This window comes from Aquimarina rhabdastrellae (genome assembly GCA_947387485.1).
Lineage (GTDB): Bacteria > Bacteroidota > Bacteroidia > Flavobacteriales > Flavobacteriaceae > Aquimarina.
This window is the reverse complement of record CANDNT010000010.1, coordinates 20,673-44,263: the sequence shown is the minus strand read 5'-3', so window position 1 is coordinate 44,263 and position 23,591 is coordinate 20,673. Positions and strand designations below refer to the sequence as shown.

Below are 23,591 nucleotides of genomic sequence, written 5' to 3'. Positions count from 1 at the left end.
ACATAGTTAATATTCCTATTTACAAGGGATAAAATGCACTATTAATGGCATTTCATATTTGAAGAAATCATTTCTGACTCTTGTTTTGGTGATACATATGGTATTCCTAATCCCATACCCCTAAGGATGAATAGTAACCCCATAAGTATAACAAATACAGGAATGATCTTACGGATACGATACTTAACTTTTTGAGTAATCAAATCACTCACATAAATAATAACAGATAATAAAGGTATAGTACCTAATCCAAACAATAACATGTATGCGCTGCTTTGTAAAGGATTACCTGTAGCAATAGCTCCAAAAATGGCAATGTAGATTAATCCACAAGGTAAAAAGCCATTTAAAAAACCAATTGTTAAAAAAGTATCAGTAGTTTTTTTCTGTAATTCTTTACCCAAAGCACTCTTAATTTTCATAATAGCTGTAGCAATGGGTTTTGAAAAGTTATAACGATTAAAAACAGTGTGAGGGAGTAGTATGACGAGTATCATAAGAATTCCTATACCGATAGATAAATATTGCTGTAGACCAAATAAATGCAAACTTTTTCCTATCCACCCAAATACTAACCCCAAAACACTGTATGCTAATAAACGTCCGCTATGATATAAGGTGATCTGGAAGAATTTCTTTTTTGCATTGGTGCGATCAACAGGTAGCATTAACGCTATGGGACCACACATACCAATACAGTGGAAGCTTCCTAATAAACCTAATATAAATGCAGTAGCGATCATTTATTTATAATGTAAAGATTCTTTAAAAAGATATTCTTGATCTTGATAATTCCAGAAGATTTTGATATCCCATCGACCCTCTAATAAACGTTTTTTTGGTATGAGCATTTGTGAATTAGATATCGATAGTACAGTATCAAAATCTAAAAGTTTATTAGAAGGTCTGTAAAGGAATATCTTTCCTTTTATTTCGTTATCCTTTATGGTTTTTGGGAAAATAAGTAATAAACCATCTGGAGTTATTTTTGTCTGTATATTTTCTGATAGTGAAAAGCTATTTTTTTCACTGTCGATTTCTTTTTGATAAGCTAATTCTGCTTTATAATATTCTTTGGTAACCAAATCATGCGCATATTCTTTTTGAGTACTCATGCGAACTACAAAAAATAAAATAAAACTAATGAAAGCTACAAAGCATATCACAATTCCTGTTCCCCAATTTATTTTCATAATTTATATGTTTTTAATTATAACTTCTAGGACCTAAAAAGTTTGCTTGTGTAGTCTCTATAAGTTTATCATGTTGATATACACCAATGTTTAATTTGGTTTTATCTTTATCCAAAGCAGCAGCATTAATTTCGATAAATAGAGTACCTTCAGCAATATCTTGTGCCTTAACGGTAAAGTTTTTATGCGTTACTAATTCTATTTTACCTTTATGAGATAATAACTCAAAATGCATGTCTGCTATATCTTCAACAGTTTTATTTACTACTTTAAAGGTATATACATTACTAATGATGTTATCTGCCTTACGTTCATATAACTGCCCTGGTAATCTTAAAACAGTAGCTTCGACATCATTCCTTAAAAATAACATTCCTGTAAGTACACCTATCAAGATGGTAAGTACAGCAGTATATCCTTTAAGTCTATTGTTAAATTTGAATTTGGCTTTCTTTTCGATATTATCTTCAGATGCATAGCGAATTAATCCTTTTGGTAAATCCACTTTTTCCATCATGTGATTACAAATATCGATACAAGCAGTACAATTGACACATTCAAGTTGTGTACCATTACGAATGTCAATTCCAGTAGGACAAACCTGTACACATTGATTACAATCAATACAATCGCCTTTACCTAATGCAGAACGATCTTCTTTTTTTCTGAATTTTGCTCGACCGTTTTGACCTTCTCCACGTTTATGATCATAAGCAACAACAATCGACTTAGTATCAAGTAATGCACCTTGTAATCTACCATAAGGGCAAACGATAATACAAACTTGCTCTCTAAACCAGGCAAAGATAAAGTAGAATACTCCAGTAAAAATCAGTAAAGAGATTAACGTGCTTAAATGCGAAGCTGGGCCATCTACTACATATTGAATCAACCGATCACTACCTATAAAATAAGCAAGAAAAATATTAGCAATTAAAAAAGAGATCAAAAAGAATACAAACCATTTTAAAACACGTTTACGTATTTTTTCGGCATTCCATGGTGCTTTATCTAATCTAATTTGGGCTCCACGATCTCCATCAATCCAATATTCTATTCTTCTAAACACCATTTCCATGAAAATGGTTTGTGGACATATCCAGCCACAAAAGATACGACCAAATGCAACCGTAAATAAGGTGATAAAAACTACACCTATAATCATGATGATTACAAACAGATGAAAGTCTTGTGGCCAAAAAGGAAACCCGAAAACGTTAAAACGTCGCTCAAGGATGTTGAACATCAAAAATTGATTTCCGTTGATTTTGATAAAGGGTGAACTAAATAAAAATAATAATAGCCCGTAGCTCACCCATTTACGATAATCATATAAACGACCCCATGGTTTTTTAGGATAAACCCATGCGCGTTTCCCCTCGGTATTTATTGTACCGATAGAGTCTCTGAATTGTTCATTTTCGGGGGTTTCCAATATAGTAGCTTTATAAAGTTATTTCTTAAGAGTACTTACTACACTAGTAGAATCTACAGCAGGAGTTTGAATTGCTGTGGAGTCAATACTAGTTTTAGGAGCTTCTTCTTGAGGTGCATTAGGATCTGTCCATAAATCACCTTCGGCTTTCTTAGGGTTTGCAGGTGTACTACCTTGTAACGATAACACATAACTAGCTACCTGTGCAATTTGTGCTGGTTTTAGGTTTTGTTTCCAAGCAATCATCCCTTTACCATCTCTACCACCTTCAGAAATTGTTTTGAAAACATTTTTGATTCCACCACCTAAAATCCAATACTTATCAGTTAGATTAGGACCAATTCCACCACCACCATCTTTCATATGGCAAGCAACACAGTTTGCTCCAAAAATTCCTTCACCAGCTTTTAAGTCAGAAGCCTCTGTCAATAATTCAACAGTATTGAAGTCTACAAGGTCTTTTGCAGTACGTTTGTATTCTTCAATCGCTTTTTGAGCAGCGGCTACCTCTGCTAGATATTCTTCGTCTTGAGTATAATCATTAACCACATGGAATCTTACCATATAAATAAAAGCGAATAGGATAGTAGCATAAAAACTATATACCCACCATGGCGGTAATGAATTATCTAATTCTTTAATACCATCATAGTTGTGATCAAGAATGATTTCACTTTCTTTTTCTATAGGCTTAGACTTTGTTAACTTAGCATAAGTTTCTTTTAGCCAAGCATATTTATTTTCTTTTCTAAGACGTTTAGCTTCTAGGTAACGTTCTTTTGCATCTGCTTTTAACGTTTGGAAAAGTATTTTTTGAAGGGCTGCTAGACAAATTTCTACAGCAACCAAAACAAGTAGTACTAGAGATAAAACAATCCATAAAGCAGGATATTTCTCGATAGCCCATTGTGTACCAGAATCAATAGTTAATTCTAGAATAATATAAGCCAAGGTCAAAAAACCAAAGACTCTTAAATATGAAGAAACAGTATTCATAGTGTGTTGTTGTTATCAGATTCTAAAGGAATATTACTTACTTCTGTGATATGTTCTTTTCTAGCTGTAGCTACCCACCAGAATAAGGCTACAAAGAAGAAAAAGAAAATAAGAAGGGAGATCAAAGGGTATATTTCAACCCCTGAGATACTCTCCATATGATTTTTTACAAATTTTAGCATGACTTGTTATTTTGTGTTTTGAGAAACTTCATCTTTTTTAGCAACTTTAATATCGGTACCCAAGCGCTGGATATAAGCGATTAAAGCAACTACTTCGCGATCTTTCATTTCAATGAAATCAAGTCCATTTTCTTTAGCATATTTTTTGTCCTCATTATAACTCTTGGCAAAATCAGGATCGCTATATAAGTTTTTCTCTATTTGAGAAGCTTGCTCATCCATCCATTGTTCTGCACGTTCGATCTCTTCTGGAGTATAAGGTACTCCTAAAGTGACCATAGCTTCCATTTTTGTTTTAATATCAGAACGATCAAGTTTATTTTTGATTAACCACTTATAACTAGGCATGATAGAACCAGAAGATGTACTTTGTGGATCATAGAAGTGATTTAAGTGCCAGTTATCTGAGTACTTACCACCTATACGATGTAAATCTGGTCCGGTACGTTTACTACCCCATAAGAATGGATGATCATAAACAAATTCTCCGGCTTTAGAATACTCTCCATATCGTTCAACTTCACTACGGAAAGGTCTTACCATTTGAGAGTGACAAGCATTACAGCTTTCTCTTATATAGAGATCCCTACCTTCAAGTTCTAAAGGTGTATATGGTTTTACACTAGTGATCTTTGGAACATATTCGTCAACAAGAGTAGTAGGCACAATTTGAATAATACCTCCAATTAAAATAGTAAGTGTAGCTAGTATTGTTAATTGTACTGGTTTACGCTCTAACCAAGTGTGCCATCCTTCACCTCTAACACGTCTTTTTGATATTTTTTGTAATGCAGGAGCTTCAGCTAAATCATCTTCAACTTTTTGACCAGATTGAATAGTTTTTACAACATTATATACCATGATAAACATACCGATGATAAACATTGTACCACCTATAGCTCTCATCCAATACATAGGGATGATTTGATTTACAGTTTCTAAGAAGTTACCATAAGTAAGTGTACCATCTGGATTGAATTGTTTCCACATAGAAGCTTGAACAAAACCTGCTACATACATAGGTAAGGCATACATGATAATTCCTAAAGTACCTATCCAGAAGTGTACATTGGCTAATTGTGTAGACCATAATTTTGTTTTGAATAACTTAGGTACTAACCAATATGCCATACCAAAAGTTAGGAATCCATTCCATGCTAAAGCACCTACGTGTACGTGAGCAATAATCCAGTCACTAAAGTGCGCAATGGCATTTACATTTTTAAGTGATAGCATAGGTCCTTCAAAGGTTGCCATACCATAACCTGTAATAGCAACAACCATAAATTTTAATACTGGGTCAATACGTACTTTATCCCATGCACCTCTCAAGGTTAATAAACCGTTGATCATACCTCCCCAAGATGGAGCAATTAACATTACAGAGAAAGCTACACCTAAGTTTTGTGCCCAATCAGGTAATGAAGTATATAATAAGTGGTGAGGACCAGCCCAGATATAGATAAAGATTAATGACCAGAAGTGAACTATCGATAAGCGATAAGAATATACAGGTCTATTAGCAGCTTTAGGTACAAAGTAGTACATCAATCCTAAAAACGGAGTTGTCAAGAAGAATGCTACGGCATTATGACCATACCACCATTGTACTAATGCATCTTGAACACCTGCATAAACAGAATAACTTTTTAAAGCACTTACAGGTAATTCTAAACTATTAAAAATATGTAATACAGCTACGGTTACAAAAGTTCCTAAATAAAACCAGATAGCTACATAAAGATGTCGCTGTCTACGTTTTAAAATAGTACCGATTAAGTTCCAACCAAAAGCTACCCAAACTAATGCAATAGCGATATCAAAAGGCCACTCTAACTCGGCATATTCTTTTGAAGTAGTGTATCCCAGAGGTAACGTAATTGCTGCACCAACAATGATAAGTTGCCATCCCCAGAAGTTAAAATTACTTAAAGCATCACTAAACATTCTAGCTTTAAGTAATCGCTGAGTAGAGTAGTATACTCCAGCAAAAATAGCATTACCTACAAAGGCAAAGATTACGGCATTGGTGTGTAAAGGTCTTAATCTACCAAAACTTAACCAAGAGATGCCGTCTGTTAAATTGGGAAATAGAAACATAAAGGCTAGTAATAACCCTACCGACATTCCTATGATTCCCCAAAACATCGTCGCATAAATGAATTTTTTAACGATTTTGTTATCGTAGTAAAACTGCTGTATTTCCATATATATTTAATTATCCGTGTATTGGTTATTCGTGAGTTGTTGTTTTTTCCTTTACGAGCTCGTCATCAAACAGAATCCGAACAGATGGAGTATAAGTATCATCATATTGCCCTTTTTTTACCGATATAATAAAGGCGACAAAAAAGAGAATAGCCACGATAATACTTATGGTGAGAAGTAAGTAGATGACATTCATAACGCTGTTAATTTATAGACCAAAAGTACTGTGATACCGCACCTTATAAAATGATAAATATCATGTTTTATGGTCTTACCGTATTATTTAGTTTGTTTATTGATAATGTTTGTTGCTAGGGTAGTAAAGACCACTATACTAATAGAACTCAAGGGCATTAAAATGGCAGCTATTACAGGTTTTAATTGCCCTGTTACAGCAAAATAAAGTCCGATTAAATTGTATAATAATGAGAGTATAAAACTCATTTTAATAATACGCATAGCCTTTTTTGCTGTTTTTAAATAGGTATATAGTTGTTCAAACTTTGTAGCATCCAAAATAGCATCGCAGGCAGGAGAAAAGACATTGATATTTTCTGAAAGAGCAACACCTACATCGCTTTGAACAAGAGCGCCTGCATCATTTAAACCGTCACCGATCATTAATACCTTTTGACCTTGTTCTTGTAAGGCTTTAATGTAGTTAAGCTTGTCTTCTGGTTTTTGATTAAACAGTAATGGAATTCCTTTAGGAAGTAGTGTTTCTAGGTAAGCTTTTTCTCCTTCATTATCTCCAGAAAGAATACCTACTTTCATTTCTTTATGAAATTTCTGGAATAATGATTTTAATCCTTTTCTATAAGTATTATGAAAAACGTAGTATCCTTTATAAGTATCGTTACTAGCGATATGTACTGTAGTTTGTAATGTCTTTTTTGATAGTATAGGTACACCTACAAAAGTAGCAGATCCAATTTTTAAAGATTTAGAATTGATTTTTGCTTCGATACCTTGCCCTAAATGTTCTTGAAAACTATCAATGGGTTGGATATCAAAAGGAGCTAATTGATCATATAAACGTCTACTCAAGGGATGATTAGAAGCTCTTAGGGTACTTTTAAGTATAGACGCTTCTTTGTGCGTGAGCGGTATACCATCATAAGTAATCGTACTTTGTTCGTTTGAAGTAATAGTCCCTGTTTTATCAAATATAACAGTATCAATAGTTGCCATTTTTTCTATGACAGCTGCATTTTTAAGATAAAACTTCTTTTTACCCAAGATACGTAACAAATTTCCTAAGGTAAAAGGAGAAGCAAGTGCGATAGCACATGGGCAGGCAATGATTAATACAGCAGTGAAGACATTAAGTGCTTTGCTACTATCATAAATCATCCAATATGTAGTTGCTAATGTGGCGATGGTTAGTACGGCTATAGTAAAACGTTTACTAATGGTATCTGTAATGGTTCTAAAAGGATTTTCTGTTTCTTGTTGAAAGACCTCATGACTCCATAATTGTGTAAGATAACTTTGTGAAACTGTTTTTATCGCTTCAACCTCAATAACATCGTCGAGTTGTTTACCACCTGCAAAGAGTTTATCTCCAGAGTTTTTTTGTATGGCTTCAGATTCACCGGTTACAAAACTATAATCAATGGTAGCTTTACCTTTGATTAAAATGGCATCTACAGGAAGCAATTCTCCATTACGAATTAATAAGCGATCTCCTTTTTTAATGTCATAGACTTGAACAGTAGCTTCAGATTGATCAGAATTAATTTTTGTTACGGCTATAGGGAAGTAGGATTTATAATCTCTTTCAAAAGAAAGGAAGTTGTAGGTTTTTTGCTGAAAGAACTTTCCTAACAATAAAAAGAAAACCAAACCTGTTAAACTATCAAAGAAACCTGTACCCAGGTCAAAAATAATTTCGATAGCACTTCTAATAAAAAGGACCAAAATACCTAAGGCAATAGGAATATCGATATTGAGTATTCTTGATGTAATACCTCTATATGCAGCTATAAAATAGGATTGAGCCGCATAGAAAACTACTGGAAGGGAAAAGAAAAACATCAACCACCTAAAGGTGTGCTTATAACGTTCTATCCAATAGTCTTGCATTTCAAAATATTCTGGAAAAGATAAGAACATCACATTACCAAAAGCGAACCCTGCAATACCTAATTTATAGATAAGACTGCGATCAACACCCTTTTTTTCTGAAGCGACATCATCTAGACTAATATAAGGTTCATAACCTATGGAACTTAATAAGATTACTAAATCTTTAAGTGTATATGAAGATGCTTTATACGATATTCTAACAGTTTTTTTAGGGAAATTAACCTGAGAAGCTGTTATGTTTTCTTGAAGTTTATGTAAATTTTCTAAGATCCAAATACAGGAACTACAATGAATATGCGGAATGTAAAGTGTGATGATTTGCGTAGTACTGTCGTCAAAATCTAATAATTGAGAAACAATTTTTTCGTCAGACAGAAAATCGTATTTACTATACGATTCTAGAGGTTTTGCTCCAGCTTTTTTCTCTATAGTATAGTAGTCTGTTAAGTTGCTTAGTGTAAAAATTTCGTAAACAGTTTTACACCCATTACAGCAAAACTCTTTATCATCAAAATTGATAATCGAAGTGCATATATCACCGCAATGGAAACAGCTAGATTTTTCCATAATTAAGTTGCATTTATCCCTATGCAAAGGTTTATCAGGATGATAGAATAAAATATGATAATTATCAGTTTTTGGTCGGTGTTTATCTTGTATCTTTGTTGTATTATGAATAGCAGATGTGAAAATTGTATTATCAGACAGTTCAATTCACTTAGAGCCATGAGCAAAGAGGATTTAAAGAAAGTGTCTGATAATAAAACTACTAAGGTTGTCAAAAAAGGTGATGCCATTTTTGATGAAGGAGAAAAGCTTAACGGAGTGTATTGCGTACGTAATGGAATCTCTAAGCTTTCAAAATTGAGTTGTAACGGTAAAGATCAAATCGTAAAATTTGCCACTAAAGGGGAGATCCTAGGACAGCGATCGGTTGTTGTAGAAGAGTCTACAAATTTGAGTGCTGTCGCAGTATCTGATATGGAGGTTTGTTTTGTACCTAAAGACATTATTATGGATAGTGTACATAAGAATCCTAATTTTACATCAGAGATGTTACGTCATATGGCTCACGAATTAAAAGAGGCAGACGATGTAATTGTAAATATGTCTCAAAAGCCAGTAAAGCAACGCTTGGTCGAGGTGATTTTATATTTACAGGATACTTTTGGTACAGACGAAGAAGGGTATCTGTCATTGGTACTATCTCGTGAAGATATCGCTAATGTAGTAGGTACAGCTACAGAATCGGCGATTAGATTAATATCACAACTTAAAAAAGAAAAATTAATTTCTACTAAAGGAAAAAGAATTAAAGTAGAAGACCTTAAAGGAATGAATCAAATAGCTAATGCATTATAAAATTGATTGATTAAATTAAGTGTTTTTATTTAAAAACTGACATAAGTCATAGTTCTAAAGAGCGAATAACTATACTTTTGAAATGACTTTTGATGTGAGATAGAATGTTTTTAAACGAGGAGTATTAACACTAATAAATCAAATATAGGTATACTAATACGCCTATAGTTTCTTCTTAACAACAAATATCATACACGAAATATATTTTAATTATAGTAAGTCTATAGATTTACTATGTTAAGAAACTAGTTTTTTTATAAATAACTATAGATAGTAATGCATACAAAGAAGATTTTATTACCTACAGACTTTTCAGAAAATTCATGGAATGCTATCAAGTATGCGGTTTCGTTATTAAAAAACGAAGAATGTATATTTTATATACTTCATACATATACACCTGCAATTGTTCATAATCGTTTTTTAGCCAAAAAAAATGTAGGAAGTAAGCAAAGTGGAGATTCTCAAACAGATTCAGAAAATGGATTAAAGAAAATACTTTATGATATTTATGATTATAGTAAGAATCCAAGACATGAATTTAAAACGATATCTTCATTTAGTCTAATAGTAGACGAAATTAAAGATATCGTATTATCTGAAAATATTGATATGCTTATTATGGGAGCCAAAGGAGCAACAGCTTCGTTGGATGTTAGTATGGGGAGTAATGCAGTAAGAATAGTAAAAGCTATTAAAAATTGCCCCATATTAATTATACCTCAGCATTATGAATATAAAGAGGTAAAGGATATTGTTTTTGCCACTGATCTTAAACGTTTTTATAATGAAGCGATGATAGAACCCATTATAGAGACAGCTAGTGTTTTTGATGCAACAGTTAAGATTTTGCATGTACAGGTTACTCCCGAGTTATCCGAAATTCAGCAGTTTAATCTTAATATGTTAAAAAGATACTTTAAAGAGGCAAAACATAAAGTACATCTTGTTAAAGCTCAAGAAGATTCTGTTTCTAATACAATAGAAAATTTTGCAAATAAATTTCAAATATATCTCTTGATCATGTTGAATTATCAACACAGTTTTATAGAGACCATTACAAGAGAGACCAAGGTAAGGTTAGATTCTTTTGCAATCAACATACCTTTCATGATTATCCCAGAATTAGGGATATATAAAAGTACACCACAATTAAATACAACTGCCAGTGTAGTGGTGAAATAATTAATTATCTGTTTGTTTTATAAAGAGCCTCAGAACATAATGCCAAAATGTTCTGAGACTTTTTTATTTTAGTTTATTGATTAGATAAAAAACTCTTCCAGAGCATATTAAAAACAGGATTCCACTTCCAAATGTTATAGTAAATAAAAAGTTGTCATAGTCCCAAGTCTTATAGCTAACTCCAAAAAATGAAATAAGCATTAAAATCAATCCGATATAAATCAAGTTTTTTTTGCTTAATATATTTTTGGAAAACAATGTAATAATTGAAATCAATTTTCCAATAAATGAAAATAACGTCATTAGCATTAAACTACTTTGAAAAGGATATTCTTCCTGAAGATAGATTCCATTTTTGATAATATGAGGAAGACTAATCAATTCGAATAATATCATGATTCCATAACCATGACCAGCTGGAATTCCAATTAGAATTATTGAATTAAAAATTATGGTTAATATTATAGCTCGTTTTAACAAATTGTATTGAGAATTTAATTTATGTACTTACTAATATTAAATATTGATTTAGGCATTGCTATTTTTTAAATACAAATCTTCAATTATTTTTATGTGATGTAAATCATGTCCTAGAATATGATATCCCAAAGCTCTTGCACTTGCTTGATTTCCGTTTGCAGTTCCTATACGTTTTAATGCAGTATCAGATAAGCCATTAAACAAGGCTATAGTAGATAACCTTACAGCTTCATATTCTTCTAATATATTCTCAATTGTTCTAGCTGAGGTGTCTGAATAATGATTATAATCTTCTTGTTCAAATCCAGGAAGATTTGTTTTATCGTTTCTAGCAAAAGAAAGAGCTCTATATCCATAAATTCTTTCATCATCAATTATATGTACTAAGATTTCTTTAATAGACCATTTATTCTTTTCGTATCGATAATCTAACTCTTCTTGAGATAAAGTATTAAATAAAGCTTTAGTTTTCTCCAAACTCAATTTCAATTGTTGAATAAGACTACCATCTTTTTTAACTAATTTCATATACATTTCTGCATAGCTAGGATATTCGTTTTTTGAAGGGAATTCAATGTGTTTAATCATTCAGTTTTATTTTTAATAAATATGTCTAGAATGGTAAATATAGATCAAATAAATAACCTTAGGATAATTAATAATGAATCAAGAGTAATTGTTGTGTTTTTTATAAGAGAAGAGTGATTAGCAACGATGGATAAGTTGGATTGAATCTAAAATGTAAAAAGCTAAATCTAAAATTAAAAAGGATTCTCAATATAAACTATATACTGTAGCTTATAGAAAACTATTTTTAGACTATCTAAGATTGTTATATCCAATAATTAGATAGTCATAATTCTTTTAACGATCTATCGGAAGGATAGTTCAAAATTAATTGATCTTGGATCAAAAAATAAATCAACAATCGTTAATATAGTTTCCCAGTAGCTTTTATAATGGCGCTTAATGAATCATAAAAAAGGATAAGATATAATGCTTTTGTTTGTAAGTTGGAATAGAATGTAAAAATAATATGAAAAACAGAAGCAATGGTTATAATCATTATTTCCAATCCCAAGATAAGATATTCCATTCATTGGTAGTGTCGCTGTAGGTATGTAGTATTTTAAAGCCGATTTTTTGATGTGCTTTCATTGATCTTAGATTGTTAGAAGCTACCTCTGTTAAGCATAACTCAAATTGAGGAGAATACACTTCTTTATGTTTTTGATATAAACTTTTAAAAATACCTTTTCCTCGATATTCTTGAGCAATACATACTTGCCCCATAACATAATAATTAAGATCATCAAGTTTAATGTCATGATAAGCTATGTTTTGAAACATATCAAACATGGGAATAAGTACAGGAATCATATTTTTAAACTCTTTAAGCATAACCAATGCATAGCCTATGACTTTTCCGTTATCTACAGCAATGATTTGTTTTGCTTTTTTATTCATATTGGACAATAAATCAAAATCATGACTTACTGTTACAAAACCATCTGATTTTTGTAATGTAGAGGAGACATTATTATAATGATTCGCATTTTGCAATTCCAAAATTTGTTGTAGTTCATTATCTGATTCGGCTAGTTTTAGTTTCATTTTTTATGATTGAGGTTGATTTAAAAATATACTTTATATGAATTTTAAATAGGTCGTAACTTTATTTTCAAATAACATAAAATCCTGAAAGGGAAAGTTGTTACTTCGATAAAGAGCGAATGATTTATCTTGAAGCAAAGTTTCGATTTTTTTGAGTTGGTAATATGCTACAGTAATTAGGTGCTTTTCCTTTATTTCAAATTCTAAAATCTCTTCAAACTCTTTTAGTTGTTCACCAAAAGAATTATTAAACTCGGCTATTTTTACGTTGAGGATATGTTGTCGATCTTTAATTCTTTTTATCTCAATCTTATTTCCTCCAGGCTCACTATACCAAAAAAACGTTGATTCCATTTGTTTATTAATAAGTTGAGATAAAGATTTTATAAAATCAAAATAAGGTTCTCCAAAAGCATGTGTAGTTGTAAATTCAAACCTTTTACCGTTTATATAAAACCAAGCAGTACTCCAACCATGTGGATGCAGAATGAGAGAAAAATCGATGTCATTAGTTTTCGTCATGTATAAATATAGTTTAACTAATAAAAAAAGTAGCAATCTTTTTACTTTGCTACTTTTATATAATATTAAATGAATTTTTATAATCAATTAGGACAGACAGTTTCTCCACCAACTGTTTGACAGCCTCCACCGCCTGTATTACAACCTCTTCGTCTATATTCAGTTTCAAATCCTGTTGATAATCCTTGTTTATAGGCCTCTGTAGAAGGAGTATTTAAAGCACTGTATAATCTACTTCTTTCACAGGTCTTAGCTAAATTAACTCCGTCTCTATATCCTTGGTTATATTCTATAATATAATCATAATCATCTTGAAAATCATTATGAAGATTATTAGTTTGACTATTTGTTGTAATAGTAAAAGCGTTTTTTAATACAGTAAAGATCGAATTATCTTTTTTTTGAGCTACAATGTTTTGAGAAAAAGTTACAGCTATAACTAATAGTAAAATTATTTTTTTCATTTTTAGTATTTTTTAATTCTTATTAAAACATTATTATTTCTTTTTTTATTTTCCTCCATTTTTCTCATGTAAGAAGGTTAGTCTCAAATATTATCTTTTAACCAACTATGATATTTTTCTAGATTAAAATTCTATTAATTATTGAGTTTTTAATATAAGTCAAGTATTACCTAGTACTTGTATTTTTTGTTAAAATAAGAATTTTATAATAAATAAAAAATTGATATACAGTGTTTTGTTTGTTTCTACAGAAACTTTATTTGCAAATTATTGATAAATCATCTTAACATTTATGATTAGTCTCTCCTGTTAAAAACAGCTCTAAAAGCACCAACAAAGGGTTGATACATATTTTTTAAAAACGTATTAAAATGTTTGTCATCTTCTCCTAAACCAAAGGATAGTTTTTTTACAGATTTAGACAATACAAGCGTTCCAAATAACCAATCCCAAAGTGCGAATTTGGCACCCATATTTTTGTTGTAATGTATAGGAGCATTACTATGATGAATTTGATGTTGGAAAGGGCTAATAAAGATGTATTCTAAAAAAGTAGGATATTTAAAAGGAACATGAGAATGCCTAAGGTTTGCACCAAAGAATAAGAATATAAAACTAAAAACATTTACGCCTAAAAAAGTTAACTTATCAATTTGATGTTTTGATAAATAATCAAAAAAGCCAGTTGTAATCCCAAAAATGACAATACCTCTTATATTATTAATACATAACTCTATAGGGTGTAATCGATACTGAGTCATGGGGTTTAAAGTGGTGGCAGAATGATGTACTTTATGAAACTCCCATAAAAACGGAATTTTATGCATTAGGTAATGCGTAAGAAAACTTGCAAAATCGTTTAACAGTGTTAGCGCAATAGTATAAAATAATAGGGTTTGAAAGACAGTTAGACTTTCTGAAGGATAACCAAAATGATTTAATAAAAATTCGTGCGTATGAAAGGCCAAATAAAAACCATAAATCAAAAAAGGAGCAATAAAGAGTAGCTTAATAAAACTATTGAAAAAGATGAGAATATAGTCGATATAAGAAGAAGTACTACACCAGATTTTTTTATGAAAGATATAATTTAAAAAAGAAGTTGATTTATTTGATCGGTAATAAATATAATAAGCTAATAGCGTAGAAGAGCCTAGATATAATAAATAGATACGCTTTTTGGGATTGATAAAATACGATAATGACATTTCTATTCCGTCGTATAAAAGCTGAAAGACTTCTTGAAAACTCATCGCAGGGGTAATTTAAAAATAAAATTACGCTTACACACTAATGCATAAGCGTAATCTAAGTGAATATAGAATAGATTGAAAGAAATCTCAAAATTTAGGATGCTACGTCTTTAACACGTTCAATAGTATCTTGTTTTACTAACGTAAGTCTAACAATACTGTCTCTTTTTGCTTCAAGATGATGAACAACATTTGGATCAAGCGAAACTACATCACCGCGTTTTAAAGCATAATCTTCTCCAGAAACACCAAAAGTGATTGCTCCTTCAAAAATAGATACAACTATAGGAAAAGGTGTTTTATGTGATTTCATGACTTGTCCTTTTTTAAAAACTATACGAATCTCTTTAGAAAAAGAAGTTTCTAATAATGGAGTAATATTGGGTTTTGATTTCCCAAAAGTAAGCTCCGCTGTTAAAGATGTTTTTATCATAGCAATTAGTATTTTAAACCAAGGAATCTCTTTCTTGGTATATATTTATATACATCATAGTTGACATTTTTTGTGCTTTGCGTTTCGCCATTTCGGCCGTTGCGCCTTGATATAATTCATCTATAGTTTCAAACCATAGATTCAACCATAAACCAAAATGCTCTTGTGTAATACTATGATGAAATTGGTGATCAACTTTGGCATGTGCAGCAAGAGGATTTCCTCTATATGTACCACCAATAAAAAGTTGTGTCTCCCAGAAATCTGTTAACTTTTCTAAATGTTCAGGCCAATCAAGAATCGTATCATTAAAAAAGAAGCCAATATCTGGACTCTTCCTTATTTTTGTATAGAAAGCTGTGATAAGGTGATGAATATGATCACGATTCTGAATGTCCTGTTTCACGAATTAAAAGAGATTTATTATTGTAAGTACAATACTTGTAACTATACTTATTATAAACAGATTAAAAATCATTTTAGGTTTTTGTTGTGATAATACAGCTGCATTAAAAGTCATACAAGCTACAACTACCAAAAACAATTGTATCATCTGGGCAAAATTATTCCCGTTCATTAAAATAAACATCGCTGCAATAGATCCTAAACAACTCTGCGGAATGATTGCAATTGAGGAATATCCTATAACACCATTTTTAAATTCTTCGGTCCATTTTTTATATATGCTCATACTCATAACATTTAATGTTTAATACAAATTTAAGGCGAGTAAAACCACATATTTTATGATATAAGTCATGTATTAGATAAAAAATAATTTTTTTTTAACTAGTTGATAAACAGTTTTTAAAAGCACTGTAAAAAGATAGGTAATAGCTGTGTTTGTAAGGGTTTGTTATAAAGGATATAGGTGATTATCTAAGTGTATAAGGGATAAAAACCCCTTAAAAAAATGAGGAATAGCCATAATTATATTGTGGTAAATTTTAAAAGAAAAAAATGATAATACTATAATTTTGACGCATTGAAATTACGCATTGCCCTCACTTTATTGATGTGTAAAGAAGAAAATTATCCCCTCCAATTTTATTAAAAGTTTAGAAAAGGTAAATCCAATAATGGTTTTACTATAAGAATAAATGAACAACTATAATTCAATTCATAAACAACAACTAATTTTTACAAATCGATGAAAACAACAATCACACAAAACATCGTCAAAAAAAGGAAAGGGTTTTATGTCAAGTCCAGTATGATTCTTGCAGGTTTAATGTTAACCTCAAGCTGTTATACATATAAATGGGGCGAAAGTAAAAACGATTTGACAGCAGCACCTACTGCAATTCAGAAGATTTTTGAAGAAAACAATAATACCATCGTCGTTAATGGAGTTAGCCCTTCTGAAACGTATGAGTATGATGCATGGGAAAAAGACGAAACTTTTGCAAAGGACGAAGAAGCATTACATTTTAATACTGTAGAAATGACACTTAATGAGCATATGCCAGAAGGGCAAGTGCAAATTGACTTTAAATTTAAGGACAAGAAAGGAAACGAAGTTGTCGTAGAAGATTTTGACGTAATGCGTATTATACCAACGCTAAATACAGAAGGAGACCATTTATATCCAGAATTATTACTAGAAGAATTTAATCGTTATGGAGTAGGGTTTCGTAAAGAATTTAAAGAGTTTAGTATCAATAAATCTCAGCAAAACTCTGAAGCTTATAACAAAGCCTTGGATAGAACTTATAGAATGAGTATTGTAAATGGATGTCTAGATCCTGGGAAATGGGAAGTCTCTTTAACCAGTGAAGATTATTCAGATTTTAACGAAAGAGTGCATAATCCTGTAAATTTTAATCAAAACAAAATATTAGCACATACCTGGTTTTTATTACCTAAAGAGTTGTATCGCACTTTGGTACAAGAAAAAAATAGAGGAATTAATGTAGCAGATTTTGATTACGGAAACTTTGATTATAAAACATTATCCAATAGATCAAAAGAAGTTACTATTGATTTTGAAAAATTAAGAAGACCGATTAAAAGAAGATGGAAGACAGAGATGATCGAAGTGGGACATAAGAGTAATCGGGCTATTGAGTTACTTGATATGGAAGAACACTATAAAATAGATTATGGACTTTTTGTAAACTATGATACAGCATCATTAGCACAAGAAACGTATAACTCTATAATTCAACCAGAAAAACAACCATTAAAATTTGCTCAGTTTAGAGACGAAGGATTCTATTCACCAAAAACAGCTTTGTCTTTTGATATGAATTGGTTATCTCATCTTGATGAAGTAATTATTGAGAGCGTAGATTTACCAGAAACAGATTGCCTTGTACAGATACAATTAACAGGTAAATGGTCACCATTTACAGTGACATTAGGTAATTTTGACTTGTCAACTGTTCAAGAACAAAAATTGTATGGATTACATTTTGGGTTTAATGTATATCCTAAAGGAAGAAGATATAATCCTGTACAGCCAACAATTACTTTTGACGAGGATTTAATGCCTAAAACATATGAGCGTTATGTATTATTAACCGATACAAAAACTAATAAATGGGTTGACAATTTCCATAAAGGTTTAGGTAAGGTATATTTATCCTTTAATACACTAGAAAAGGATGTTTTGGATATCTATTTAATTTCTTACGAACGTATTGCTCCTTTGTGGATGGCAAGTGTAAGGCTTCCTAAAGAATTAAGAGAAAAAGCCAGAATTCGTAAACAATTATACAATTACTAAAGACTTTATCAAGTCACATTTTTCATAAACATTATTAATAAAAAAATGAATAAAACATTCATGATAGGATTGGTATGTCTTTTTTTTACATTACCAACGAAATTTTACGCACAGCAATCAATAAAAAGAGATAAACAAAAAACAAAGTTTCATTATTTACAAACAAACTTTCATATTGGATATTTTAATGAAGGAGATGAAAACTATTTTGATCTTTCAAACGTAGGTCCTTCAAATAATATTACATATCGATTCTTATCAAAGAATCAAAGACAGTTACAAAAAGGATATACCACATTTATGGCTATAAATAATTTTGCAGCTAGAGTATCATTACAATTTAACGGAGGTTTTAGTGATAAAAATACTAGAGCAGATGTTTATAGTTTAAGACTGCAAAATTTAGGACTTAATTTTAAAACAAAATGGGATCGAACTAAGCTATTTGTAGGATATAATTCGGTGAGATTTGGACTTAACCCTAAGATAGATCCTGTATCAAATTTTACAGCTAATGTGACTAAACAAGATATAGGATTTAACCAAGATGCAGGAGTCTTTTTTAGAAGTCCAATTTCGAAAAATTTTGATGCAGAAATAGGAGCTACTATTGGAGGAACAATTAGTAAACCATTGGCGTGGTTTTCTAATGATTTAGGCGACGAATGGAATGTTATTGAACCAGAATATAGAGGAACATGGTTAGTTACAGGACGTATAGGGACACCTAATTTTAAGAGTTTTGAATATGGACTTATAGCGATGTCAGGGCGATTAGAAGATACAGAAAACGATACTCGACAAATTAATAGAATAGGATTTGATCTGATGAAAAAAATAAGTGAGAGCTGGAAAATTGGAGGACAAGCGGCTATAGGAAATACGGTAGTTGATCACCGATCAGATGAAACAAATTATAATTTTCAAGGTAATATCGAATATTATTTCAAAGGAAGATTCATATTTAATATTTCAAATGGAGTATTAATTGCAAATCCTAAAGATTCAGGATTAGCTAATACCTTAAATGGACAATGGATAAATAGTTTTTCTTATGTGTTATCACCACATACTCGATTAAGACTAAACCATTTTGTAAACTATCAAAAAGATGCTAATGCAGATTGGGGTGTTACATTCCAATTAATTACAGGATTTGGTAAACGATAGTATAATTTTTAAAGTGTTAATGAGCAGTTATAAATCTAATTTATAGCTGCTTTTTTTATAGCTATTAAAATCATGAAAATAAACTGTTTATAAATAGTAGTTTAGTATACCTTAATACTAGCATGATGAAAATAGAAGAATTAATACTGGAAACAACTGCAATAGAGCAGCAATATGAATTTTATACTCAGATATTGAATTTAAAAGTAGTAGAAAAATCAACAACTAGCTTCTCGATAAAAGCAGGAACTTCTATATTGACTTTTAAATATAATAAGAACGCAAAAACATATCATTTTGCTTTTAATATTCCAGCCAATAAAATAGAAGAAGCTTTATGTTGGTTAAAAGAAAGAGTAGTAGTGATGGATGTTGAAGGAAAACCTATAGCAAATTTTAAAGCGTGGAATGCAGTAGCTATTTATTTTTATGATAAGGCAAATAATATAGTTGAGTTTATTGCAAGAAAAAATCTAAAACAAGAAACTAAACAACGATTTGATAGCAGTCAAATACTTAATGTAAGTGAGATAGGAATACCGACAAGCAATATAGAATTATTGTATAGCGAAATCAACAAAATAAAGGAAATAGCGATTTTTGATGATGGTTTTGATCGCTTTTGTGCCTTAGGAGATGAGGAAGGATTATTTATTTTAATAGATAAGAATAAGAAAAAATGGTATCCTCAGGATGACATAGTATACAGTAGCCCATTTGAAATTAAAGGAACTTTTAATTTTAAGTTTAATGGAGAAAAGATTGAGAGTACCCTATAATTATAAAAACATATAAAGTGATTTTATAATTTGGGCACTCTAAAAATCTAGGGTAGGTGTCTTTTATTGTACCGTATAAGTTGTTCTCACAACTTCACTTAACCTAAAATAACCTTGGGGGTAATGATCTGGATTTGTTTGGTTAACGCAATTTCCTCTTAAAGCAGCGGGCGTACTACCAAAAGGACCTCCGTCACCTCCAGATTGTTCTAATAATAAATCTAAATAGTTATAGTAGCGTTCAGAAATACCAGAAATTTCAATAGCTACAATATCTCCAACTTCTAAGTCATCATTTTCATCCTCATCTTCATTAGTCCAATCAAAAGACATTTCATTTCCGTTTGAAAACTCATCATCTTGAGAAAAAATAGTAGGTAACAATTCATCTTGAGCACTAAATCGAGCGCTATAAAAATTATCTTCATCTGCAGGATCATCATAATAAGCACTAATTTCTATAAGTTCACTGCCAAATTCATTAGTAAGACTTTGTTCTACTCTATTAATTTCGGGTACAGTAATCATGGATTCAGTAGCAATATAAGTCTCATTATCATGAACTACTTCTAGCGTATAAGTTTGTCCTATTTGAGGAACAAAATTAGAAGTGGTATAGATACCATCATTTTGATGAATAAAAGATATACTACTTTGGTCATCATTTTTTGTAAGCGTTATAGTAGCATCTGTTACAGGTACAGGTGTAGTATCAAAAAATGGAGTAGATAAACTCAATTTTATATTTTGCTCATTACCTACAGTTCCTTTTTCCCATAATATATCAGCTTCAATAACTAATCGAGGTGCTCCTTCTGGAACATCAATATCTACAGTTTCTTCGCAAGAAACCAAAGTAAGAGCAACAATGATTATTGGAAATAAATATTTTGCTATAGTGGTCATAAGTCTAAAATTTAAAGTTGTAAGTAATAGCAGGAAGTATCCCAAAAATATAGGTCTTAGTAGCTTCATTAAGCCCAGTATCGGTATTTTGTCCAAAAGATATTGAGTTGGCATTTGTTCGATTATAGAGGTTATAGATACCAAAAACCCATTCGCCTTTCCATTTTTTATTAGGACGCCTGTTAGGCTTATAAGTTGCAGAAATGTCTAACCTGTGATAAGCAGGCAATCTGTTTGCATTTCTACTATCATAACTAGGAATTGATAATCCTTGATATTCAAATTGCCCATTAGGATAGGTAACAGGTCTTCCTGTTTGAAAAACAAAGTTTGTACCTACGCTCCATTTTTCATTTAATTTATAATTAGCAGTAAGCGAAATATCATGTGTACGGTCATAAGCAGTATTATACCAATCTCCATTATTGACTCCAGGACCACCAGAAGCACCACCCAATGTACGTTGTTCAGATTTTGATAAAGTATAAGCTAACCATCCTGTAAGGCGACCAGTGTTCTTTTTTGCCAAAATTTCTAAACCATAAGAACGCGCTTCACCATTTAGGATTTCGGTTTCTATCGTATTATTAGCAATAATATCAGAACCATCGATATAATCTACGCGGTTATCGATTGTTTTATAATAAGCTTCGACTTCTAGAGAATATACATTGTCTTTAAAGTTTTTAAAATATCCTACAGCATATTGATCAGCTATTTGAGGCTTTATATATTTTCCGCTAGGTGCCCAAACATCAAGAGGCGTAACAGAAGCCGTATTAGAAATTAAATGTAAATACTGTGCCATACGATTGTAACTAAGCTTAACCGATGATGAACTATTTAATTGATAAGATAAAGCAAGACGAGGCTCTAGATTACCAAAAGTTTCGATAGTTTCACCACTACCATAATCAACAACACCTATAGCATCTGCACGCTCATAAATACCTAAATCTGCATTATAGATTACTGGTAAATCATTTGCATAAACACTTAAAGGTTGAGCACCTAATCTTAAAAAGTTGCTATAGCGTAAACCATAAGATGCAGTTAATTTATCAGTAATTTTATGCTCGGCACTAATGTATATACCAGTTTCTAGAGCAGTCTTATCATCTAGTTTTCTGTAATTAATACTAGATTCCTCATTGGCAGGAGCAACTTCTCCAGGATTGAAATCATAATAAATACCACTAACCCCCATACGAAACTTAAGTTTATTATTCATATAATAATTCATATCATACTTAAGATTGTAATTAGCGATGTCAGATTTCCAATCCAGACCAATAAAATCTAAGGTTAAATTGTAATCGTAATTACTATAAATCAATGAAAGATTTGAGAAAAGCTTATCATTAAAAATATGATTCCACCTTAGGTTTCCAGAAAAGTTTCCATAAGTATTATTAAACGAACTCCCGAACTCTAATCCATCTCTACCTAAATATCCGGATAAGTATACTTTATTTTTTTCATCGAATTCGTAATTCGTTTTAAAATTAATATCGTAGAAATTAGCACTATTATCACTTAGAAATAAATGTGCATAAGAAGCTCTACCAGCTAGTAAAAAAGAACCTTTGTCTTTAATGGTAGGACCCTCTATAGCCAATCGACTTGAAACCAATCCAATTCCTCCAGTAAGTTTAAAGTTTTTACTGTTACCATCTTTTTGACGTACGTCTAAAACTGAAGAAGCACGACCACCAAATTGAGCAGGAATCCCTCCTTTATACAATTTTAAATCCTTAATTGCATCTGCATTAAAAACTGAAAAGAATCCAAATAGGTGAGAAGTGTTATAGATAATAGCTTCATCAAGTAATACAAGGTTTTGATCGGCAGCACCACCTCTTACATTAAAACCACCAGTACCTTCACCACCATTAGAAACTCCAGGTAATAACTGAATGGATTTTAATAAATCTACTTCACCCAATGCTACAGGTATTTGTTTAATCTGTGCAGCTTTGAGTTTAATTGTACTCATTTCTGGCTTTTTAATGTTGATACGTTTAGTTTCGTCAGCAGTAACAACCACCTCATCTAATTGAGCAACACTAGTAGTCAATTCAAAGTTTAATTTTTGATCTTTATCGAGTGTGATAGTTTTTGTAATATCATCATACCCGATATAATTGATAACAATAGTGTAGGAACCTGCTGGTGCAGTAATAGAAAAGAAACCGTACTCATTGGTAACAGTACCTATAGAGGTATCTTTTAAATAAACAGTTGCTCCCAGGAGTGTTTCCCCATTATTGATGTCTTTTATAGTACCACTGATACTATGTTTCTGTTGAGCATGTATAGCCAAAGGAACTATCATACATAAAAATAACATGATTCTTAAGTGCTTCATATAGTAATCTTGAAGAGTTTAGCAAATCAAAAATGATTGAAAGGAATAGTTATTAAAAAAAAAATCTATGAAATGAGGGTTTCCCTCTATTAATGTAAAGAAACGTAGTATTACTTAATTTATTGACGAAAAGCTTAAATTAATAGTATAAAAATAACAGTTAATAGAAAAAGAGATACCTTAGGAAAATATAAGGTTAAAATTAAATAGCTTTACTATAATTAA

General features: G+C 31.2%; 23 protein-coding genes. 5 read left to right on the top strand and 18 right to left on the bottom strand.

Annotated elements, in window-relative coordinates:
- Positions 1–41: 41 nt before the first annotated feature.
- From ACYEKI_RS14545 to ACYEKI_RS14510, 8 genes are all read right to left on the bottom strand, one after another.
- Entirely contained in the window at positions 42–743 is a 702-nt protein-coding gene (locus ACYEKI_RS14545) for a sulfite exporter TauE/SafE family protein (RefSeq protein WP_459211927.1), read from the bottom strand.
- Positions 744–1,193 (bottom strand): FixH family protein, encoded by a 450-nt coding sequence (locus ACYEKI_RS14540; protein WP_459211926.1) that lies wholly within the window; start codon positions 1,191–1,193, stop codon positions 744–746.
- 13 nt (positions 1,194–1,206) lie between these two features.
- A complete protein-coding gene (gene ccoG / locus ACYEKI_RS14535; RefSeq protein WP_459211925.1) occupies positions 1,207–2,628 on the bottom strand; it encodes a cytochrome c oxidase accessory protein CcoG in 1,422 nt (473 codons plus the stop codon).
- Positions 2,629–2,646: 18 nt separating this feature from the next.
- Positions 2,647–3,624 (bottom strand): cbb3-type cytochrome c oxidase N-terminal domain-containing protein, encoded by a 978-nt coding sequence (locus ACYEKI_RS14530; RefSeq protein WP_459211924.1) that lies wholly within the window; start codon positions 3,622–3,624, stop codon positions 2,647–2,649.
- Positions 3,621–3,806, bottom strand: coding sequence for a CcoQ/FixQ family Cbb3-type cytochrome c oxidase assembly chaperone (locus ACYEKI_RS14525; RefSeq protein WP_459211923.1), 186 nt, complete (start codon positions 3,804–3,806; stop codon positions 3,621–3,623). The genes ACYEKI_RS14530 and ACYEKI_RS14525 overlap by 4 nt, the downstream gene beginning before the upstream one ends.
- Before the next feature lie 6 nt (positions 3,807–3,812).
- Entirely contained in the window at positions 3,813–6,014 is a 2,202-nt protein-coding gene (ccoN, locus tag ACYEKI_RS14520; RefSeq protein WP_459211922.1) for a cytochrome-c oxidase, cbb3-type subunit I, read from the bottom strand.
- A 25-nt stretch (positions 6,015–6,039) separates the two neighbouring features.
- Entirely contained in the window at positions 6,040–6,210 is a 171-nt protein-coding gene (gene ccoS / locus ACYEKI_RS14515) for a cbb3-type cytochrome oxidase assembly protein CcoS (protein ID WP_459211921.1), read from the bottom strand.
- 83 nt (positions 6,211–6,293) lie between these two features.
- Positions 6,294–8,669, bottom strand: a complete 2,376-nt coding sequence (locus ACYEKI_RS14510) for a heavy metal translocating P-type ATPase (RefSeq protein ID WP_459211920.1) — start codon at positions 8,667–8,669, stop codon at positions 6,294–6,296.
- A 159-nt stretch (positions 8,670–8,828) separates the two neighbouring features.
- On the opposite strand from ACYEKI_RS14510, the gene ACYEKI_RS14505 reads away from it, so the two are divergent.
- On the top strand, positions 8,829–9,464 hold the full coding sequence (locus ACYEKI_RS14505) for a Crp/Fnr family transcriptional regulator (RefSeq protein ID WP_459211919.1): 636 nt from the start codon (positions 8,829–8,831) through the stop codon (positions 9,462–9,464).
- A gap of 276 nt (positions 9,465–9,740) precedes the next feature.
- Positions 9,741–10,649: a universal stress protein gene (locus tag ACYEKI_RS14500; protein WP_459211918.1), complete on the top strand. Its 909-nt coding sequence runs from the start codon at positions 9,741–9,743 to the stop codon at positions 10,647–10,649.
- Positions 10,650–11,177: 528 nt separating this feature from the next.
- Here ACYEKI_RS14500 and ACYEKI_RS14495 read toward each other — a convergent pair.
- The 8 genes from ACYEKI_RS14495 to ACYEKI_RS14460 all read right to left on the bottom strand — a co-directional run bounded on the left by ACYEKI_RS14495 (position 11,178) and on the right by ACYEKI_RS14460 (position 16,106).
- Entirely contained in the window at positions 11,178–11,717 is a 540-nt protein-coding gene (locus ACYEKI_RS14495) for a DinB family protein (RefSeq protein WP_459211917.1), read from the bottom strand.
- Between the two features lie 477 nt (positions 11,718–12,194).
- Positions 12,195–12,743 carry a GNAT family N-acetyltransferase gene (locus tag ACYEKI_RS14490; protein ID WP_459211916.1) on the bottom strand — a complete coding sequence of 183 codons (549 nt, stop codon included), beginning with the start codon at positions 12,741–12,743 and terminating at the stop codon, positions 12,195–12,197.
- Positions 12,744–12,776: 33 nt separating this feature from the next.
- Entirely contained in the window at positions 12,777–13,265 is a 489-nt protein-coding gene (locus ACYEKI_RS14485) for a hypothetical protein (RefSeq protein WP_459211915.1), read from the bottom strand.
- A gap of 83 nt (positions 13,266–13,348) precedes the next feature.
- On the bottom strand, positions 13,349–13,729 hold the full coding sequence (locus tag ACYEKI_RS14480; protein WP_459211914.1) for a hypothetical protein: 381 nt from the start codon (positions 13,727–13,729) through the stop codon (positions 13,349–13,351).
- 296 nt (positions 13,730–14,025) lie between these two features.
- Positions 14,026–14,982, bottom strand: coding sequence for a sterol desaturase family protein (locus tag ACYEKI_RS14475; RefSeq protein ID WP_459211913.1), 957 nt, complete (start codon positions 14,980–14,982; stop codon positions 14,026–14,028).
- Positions 14,983–15,076: 94 nt separating this feature from the next.
- Positions 15,077–15,415 (bottom strand): cupin domain-containing protein, encoded by a 339-nt coding sequence (locus tag ACYEKI_RS14470; RefSeq protein WP_459211912.1) that lies wholly within the window; start codon positions 15,413–15,415, stop codon positions 15,077–15,079.
- Positions 15,416–15,428: 13 nt separating this feature from the next.
- Positions 15,429–15,821: a group III truncated hemoglobin gene (locus ACYEKI_RS14465; protein WP_459211911.1), complete on the bottom strand. Its 393-nt coding sequence runs from the start codon at positions 15,819–15,821 to the stop codon at positions 15,429–15,431.
- Between the two features lie 3 nt (positions 15,822–15,824).
- On the bottom strand, positions 15,825–16,106 hold the full coding sequence (locus ACYEKI_RS14460; protein ID WP_459211910.1) for a hypothetical protein: 282 nt from the start codon (positions 16,104–16,106) through the stop codon (positions 15,825–15,827).
- A gap of 459 nt (positions 16,107–16,565) precedes the next feature.
- On the opposite strand from ACYEKI_RS14460, the gene ACYEKI_RS14455 reads away from it, so the two are divergent.
- The 3 genes from ACYEKI_RS14455 (at position 16,566) to ACYEKI_RS14445 (ending at position 20,092) form a co-directional block, all read left to right on the top strand.
- Positions 16,566–18,143 (top strand): hypothetical protein, encoded by a 1,578-nt coding sequence (locus ACYEKI_RS14455; RefSeq protein WP_459211909.1) that lies wholly within the window; start codon positions 16,566–16,568, stop codon positions 18,141–18,143.
- Positions 18,144–18,188: 45 nt separating this feature from the next.
- Complete coding sequence (locus ACYEKI_RS14450; RefSeq protein WP_459211908.1) at positions 18,189–19,313, top strand: hypothetical protein; 1,125 nt, start codon at positions 18,189–18,191, stop codon at positions 19,311–19,313.
- A 122-nt stretch (positions 19,314–19,435) separates the two neighbouring features.
- A complete protein-coding gene (locus ACYEKI_RS14445) occupies positions 19,436–20,092 on the top strand; it encodes a VOC family protein (RefSeq protein ID WP_459211907.1) in 657 nt (218 codons plus the stop codon).
- Positions 20,093–20,155: 63 nt separating this feature from the next.
- Here the strand turns inward: ACYEKI_RS14445 and ACYEKI_RS14440 are convergent, their stop codons facing one another.
- Positions 20,156–20,998 carry a DUF4249 domain-containing protein gene (locus tag ACYEKI_RS14440; RefSeq protein ID WP_459211906.1) on the bottom strand — a complete coding sequence of 281 codons (843 nt, stop codon included), beginning with the start codon at positions 20,996–20,998 and terminating at the stop codon, positions 20,156–20,158.
- 4 nt (positions 20,999–21,002) lie between these two features.
- Entirely contained in the window at positions 21,003–23,366 is a 2,364-nt protein-coding gene (locus ACYEKI_RS14435; protein WP_459211905.1) for a TonB-dependent receptor, read from the bottom strand.
- Between the last annotated feature and the right edge of the window lie 225 nt (positions 23,367–23,591).

What these genes read in the sequence shown, in the direction of transcription:
- ACYEKI_RS14435 (WP_459211905.1), bottom strand. Translation starts at nt 23,366, where the DNA reads ATGAAGCACTTAAGAATCATGTTATTTTTATGTATGATAGTTCCTTTG.
- ACYEKI_RS14545 (WP_459211927.1), bottom strand. Translation starts at nt 743, where the DNA reads ATGATCGCTACTGCATTTATATTAGGTTTATTAGGAAGCTTCCACTGT.
- ACYEKI_RS14480 (WP_459211914.1), bottom strand. Translation starts at nt 13,729, where the DNA reads ATGAAAAAAATAATTTTACTATTAGTTATAGCTGTAACTTTTTCTCAA.
- ccoN (WP_459211922.1), bottom strand. Translation starts at nt 6,014, where the DNA reads ATGGAAATACAGCAGTTTTACTACGATAACAAAATCGTTAAAAAATTC.
- ACYEKI_RS14455 (WP_459211909.1), top strand. Translation starts at nt 16,566, where the DNA reads ATGAAAACAACAATCACACAAAACATCGTCAAAAAAAGGAAAGGGTTT.
- ACYEKI_RS14510 (WP_459211920.1), bottom strand. Translation starts at nt 8,669, where the DNA reads ATGGAAAAATCTAGCTGTTTCCATTGCGGTGATATATGCACTTCGATT.
- ACYEKI_RS14530 (WP_459211924.1), bottom strand. Translation starts at nt 3,624, where the DNA reads ATGAATACTGTTTCTTCATATTTAAGAGTCTTTGGTTTTTTGACCTTG.
- ccoS (WP_459211921.1), bottom strand. Translation starts at nt 6,210, where the DNA reads ATGAATGTCATCTACTTACTTCTCACCATAAGTATTATCGTGGCTATT.
- ACYEKI_RS14495 (WP_459211917.1), bottom strand. Translation starts at nt 11,717, where the DNA reads ATGATTAAACACATTGAATTCCCTTCAAAAAACGAATATCCTAGCTAT.
- ACYEKI_RS14490 (WP_459211916.1), bottom strand. Translation starts at nt 12,743, where the DNA reads ATGAAACTAAAACTAGCCGAATCAGATAATGAACTACAACAAATTTTG.
- ACYEKI_RS14470 (WP_459211912.1), bottom strand. Translation starts at nt 15,415, where the DNA reads ATGATAAAAACATCTTTAACAGCGGAGCTTACTTTTGGGAAATCAAAA.
- ACYEKI_RS14440 (WP_459211906.1), bottom strand. Translation starts at nt 20,998, where the DNA reads ATGACCACTATAGCAAAATATTTATTTCCAATAATCATTGTTGCTCTT.
- ACYEKI_RS14500 (WP_459211918.1), top strand. Translation starts at nt 9,741, where the DNA reads ATGCATACAAAGAAGATTTTATTACCTACAGACTTTTCAGAAAATTCA.
- ACYEKI_RS14505 (WP_459211919.1), top strand. Translation starts at nt 8,829, where the DNA reads ATGAGCAAAGAGGATTTAAAGAAAGTGTCTGATAATAAAACTACTAAG.
- ACYEKI_RS14525 (WP_459211923.1), bottom strand. Translation starts at nt 3,806, where the DNA reads ATGCTAAAATTTGTAAAAAATCATATGGAGAGTATCTCAGGGGTTGAA.
- ACYEKI_RS14450 (WP_459211908.1), top strand. Translation starts at nt 18,189, where the DNA reads ATGAATAAAACATTCATGATAGGATTGGTATGTCTTTTTTTTACATTA.
- ACYEKI_RS14445 (WP_459211907.1), top strand. Translation starts at nt 19,436, where the DNA reads ATGATGAAAATAGAAGAATTAATACTGGAAACAACTGCAATAGAGCAG.
- ACYEKI_RS14485 (WP_459211915.1), bottom strand. Translation starts at nt 13,265, where the DNA reads ATGACGAAAACTAATGACATCGATTTTTCTCTCATTCTGCATCCACAT.
- ACYEKI_RS14460 (WP_459211910.1), bottom strand. Translation starts at nt 16,106, where the DNA reads ATGAGCATATATAAAAAATGGACCGAAGAATTTAAAAATGGTGTTATA.
- ACYEKI_RS14540 (WP_459211926.1), bottom strand. Translation starts at nt 1,193, where the DNA reads ATGAAAATAAATTGGGGAACAGGAATTGTGATATGCTTTGTAGCTTTC.
- ACYEKI_RS14475 (WP_459211913.1), bottom strand. Translation starts at nt 14,982, where the DNA reads ATGAGTTTTCAAGAAGTCTTTCAGCTTTTATACGACGGAATAGAAATG.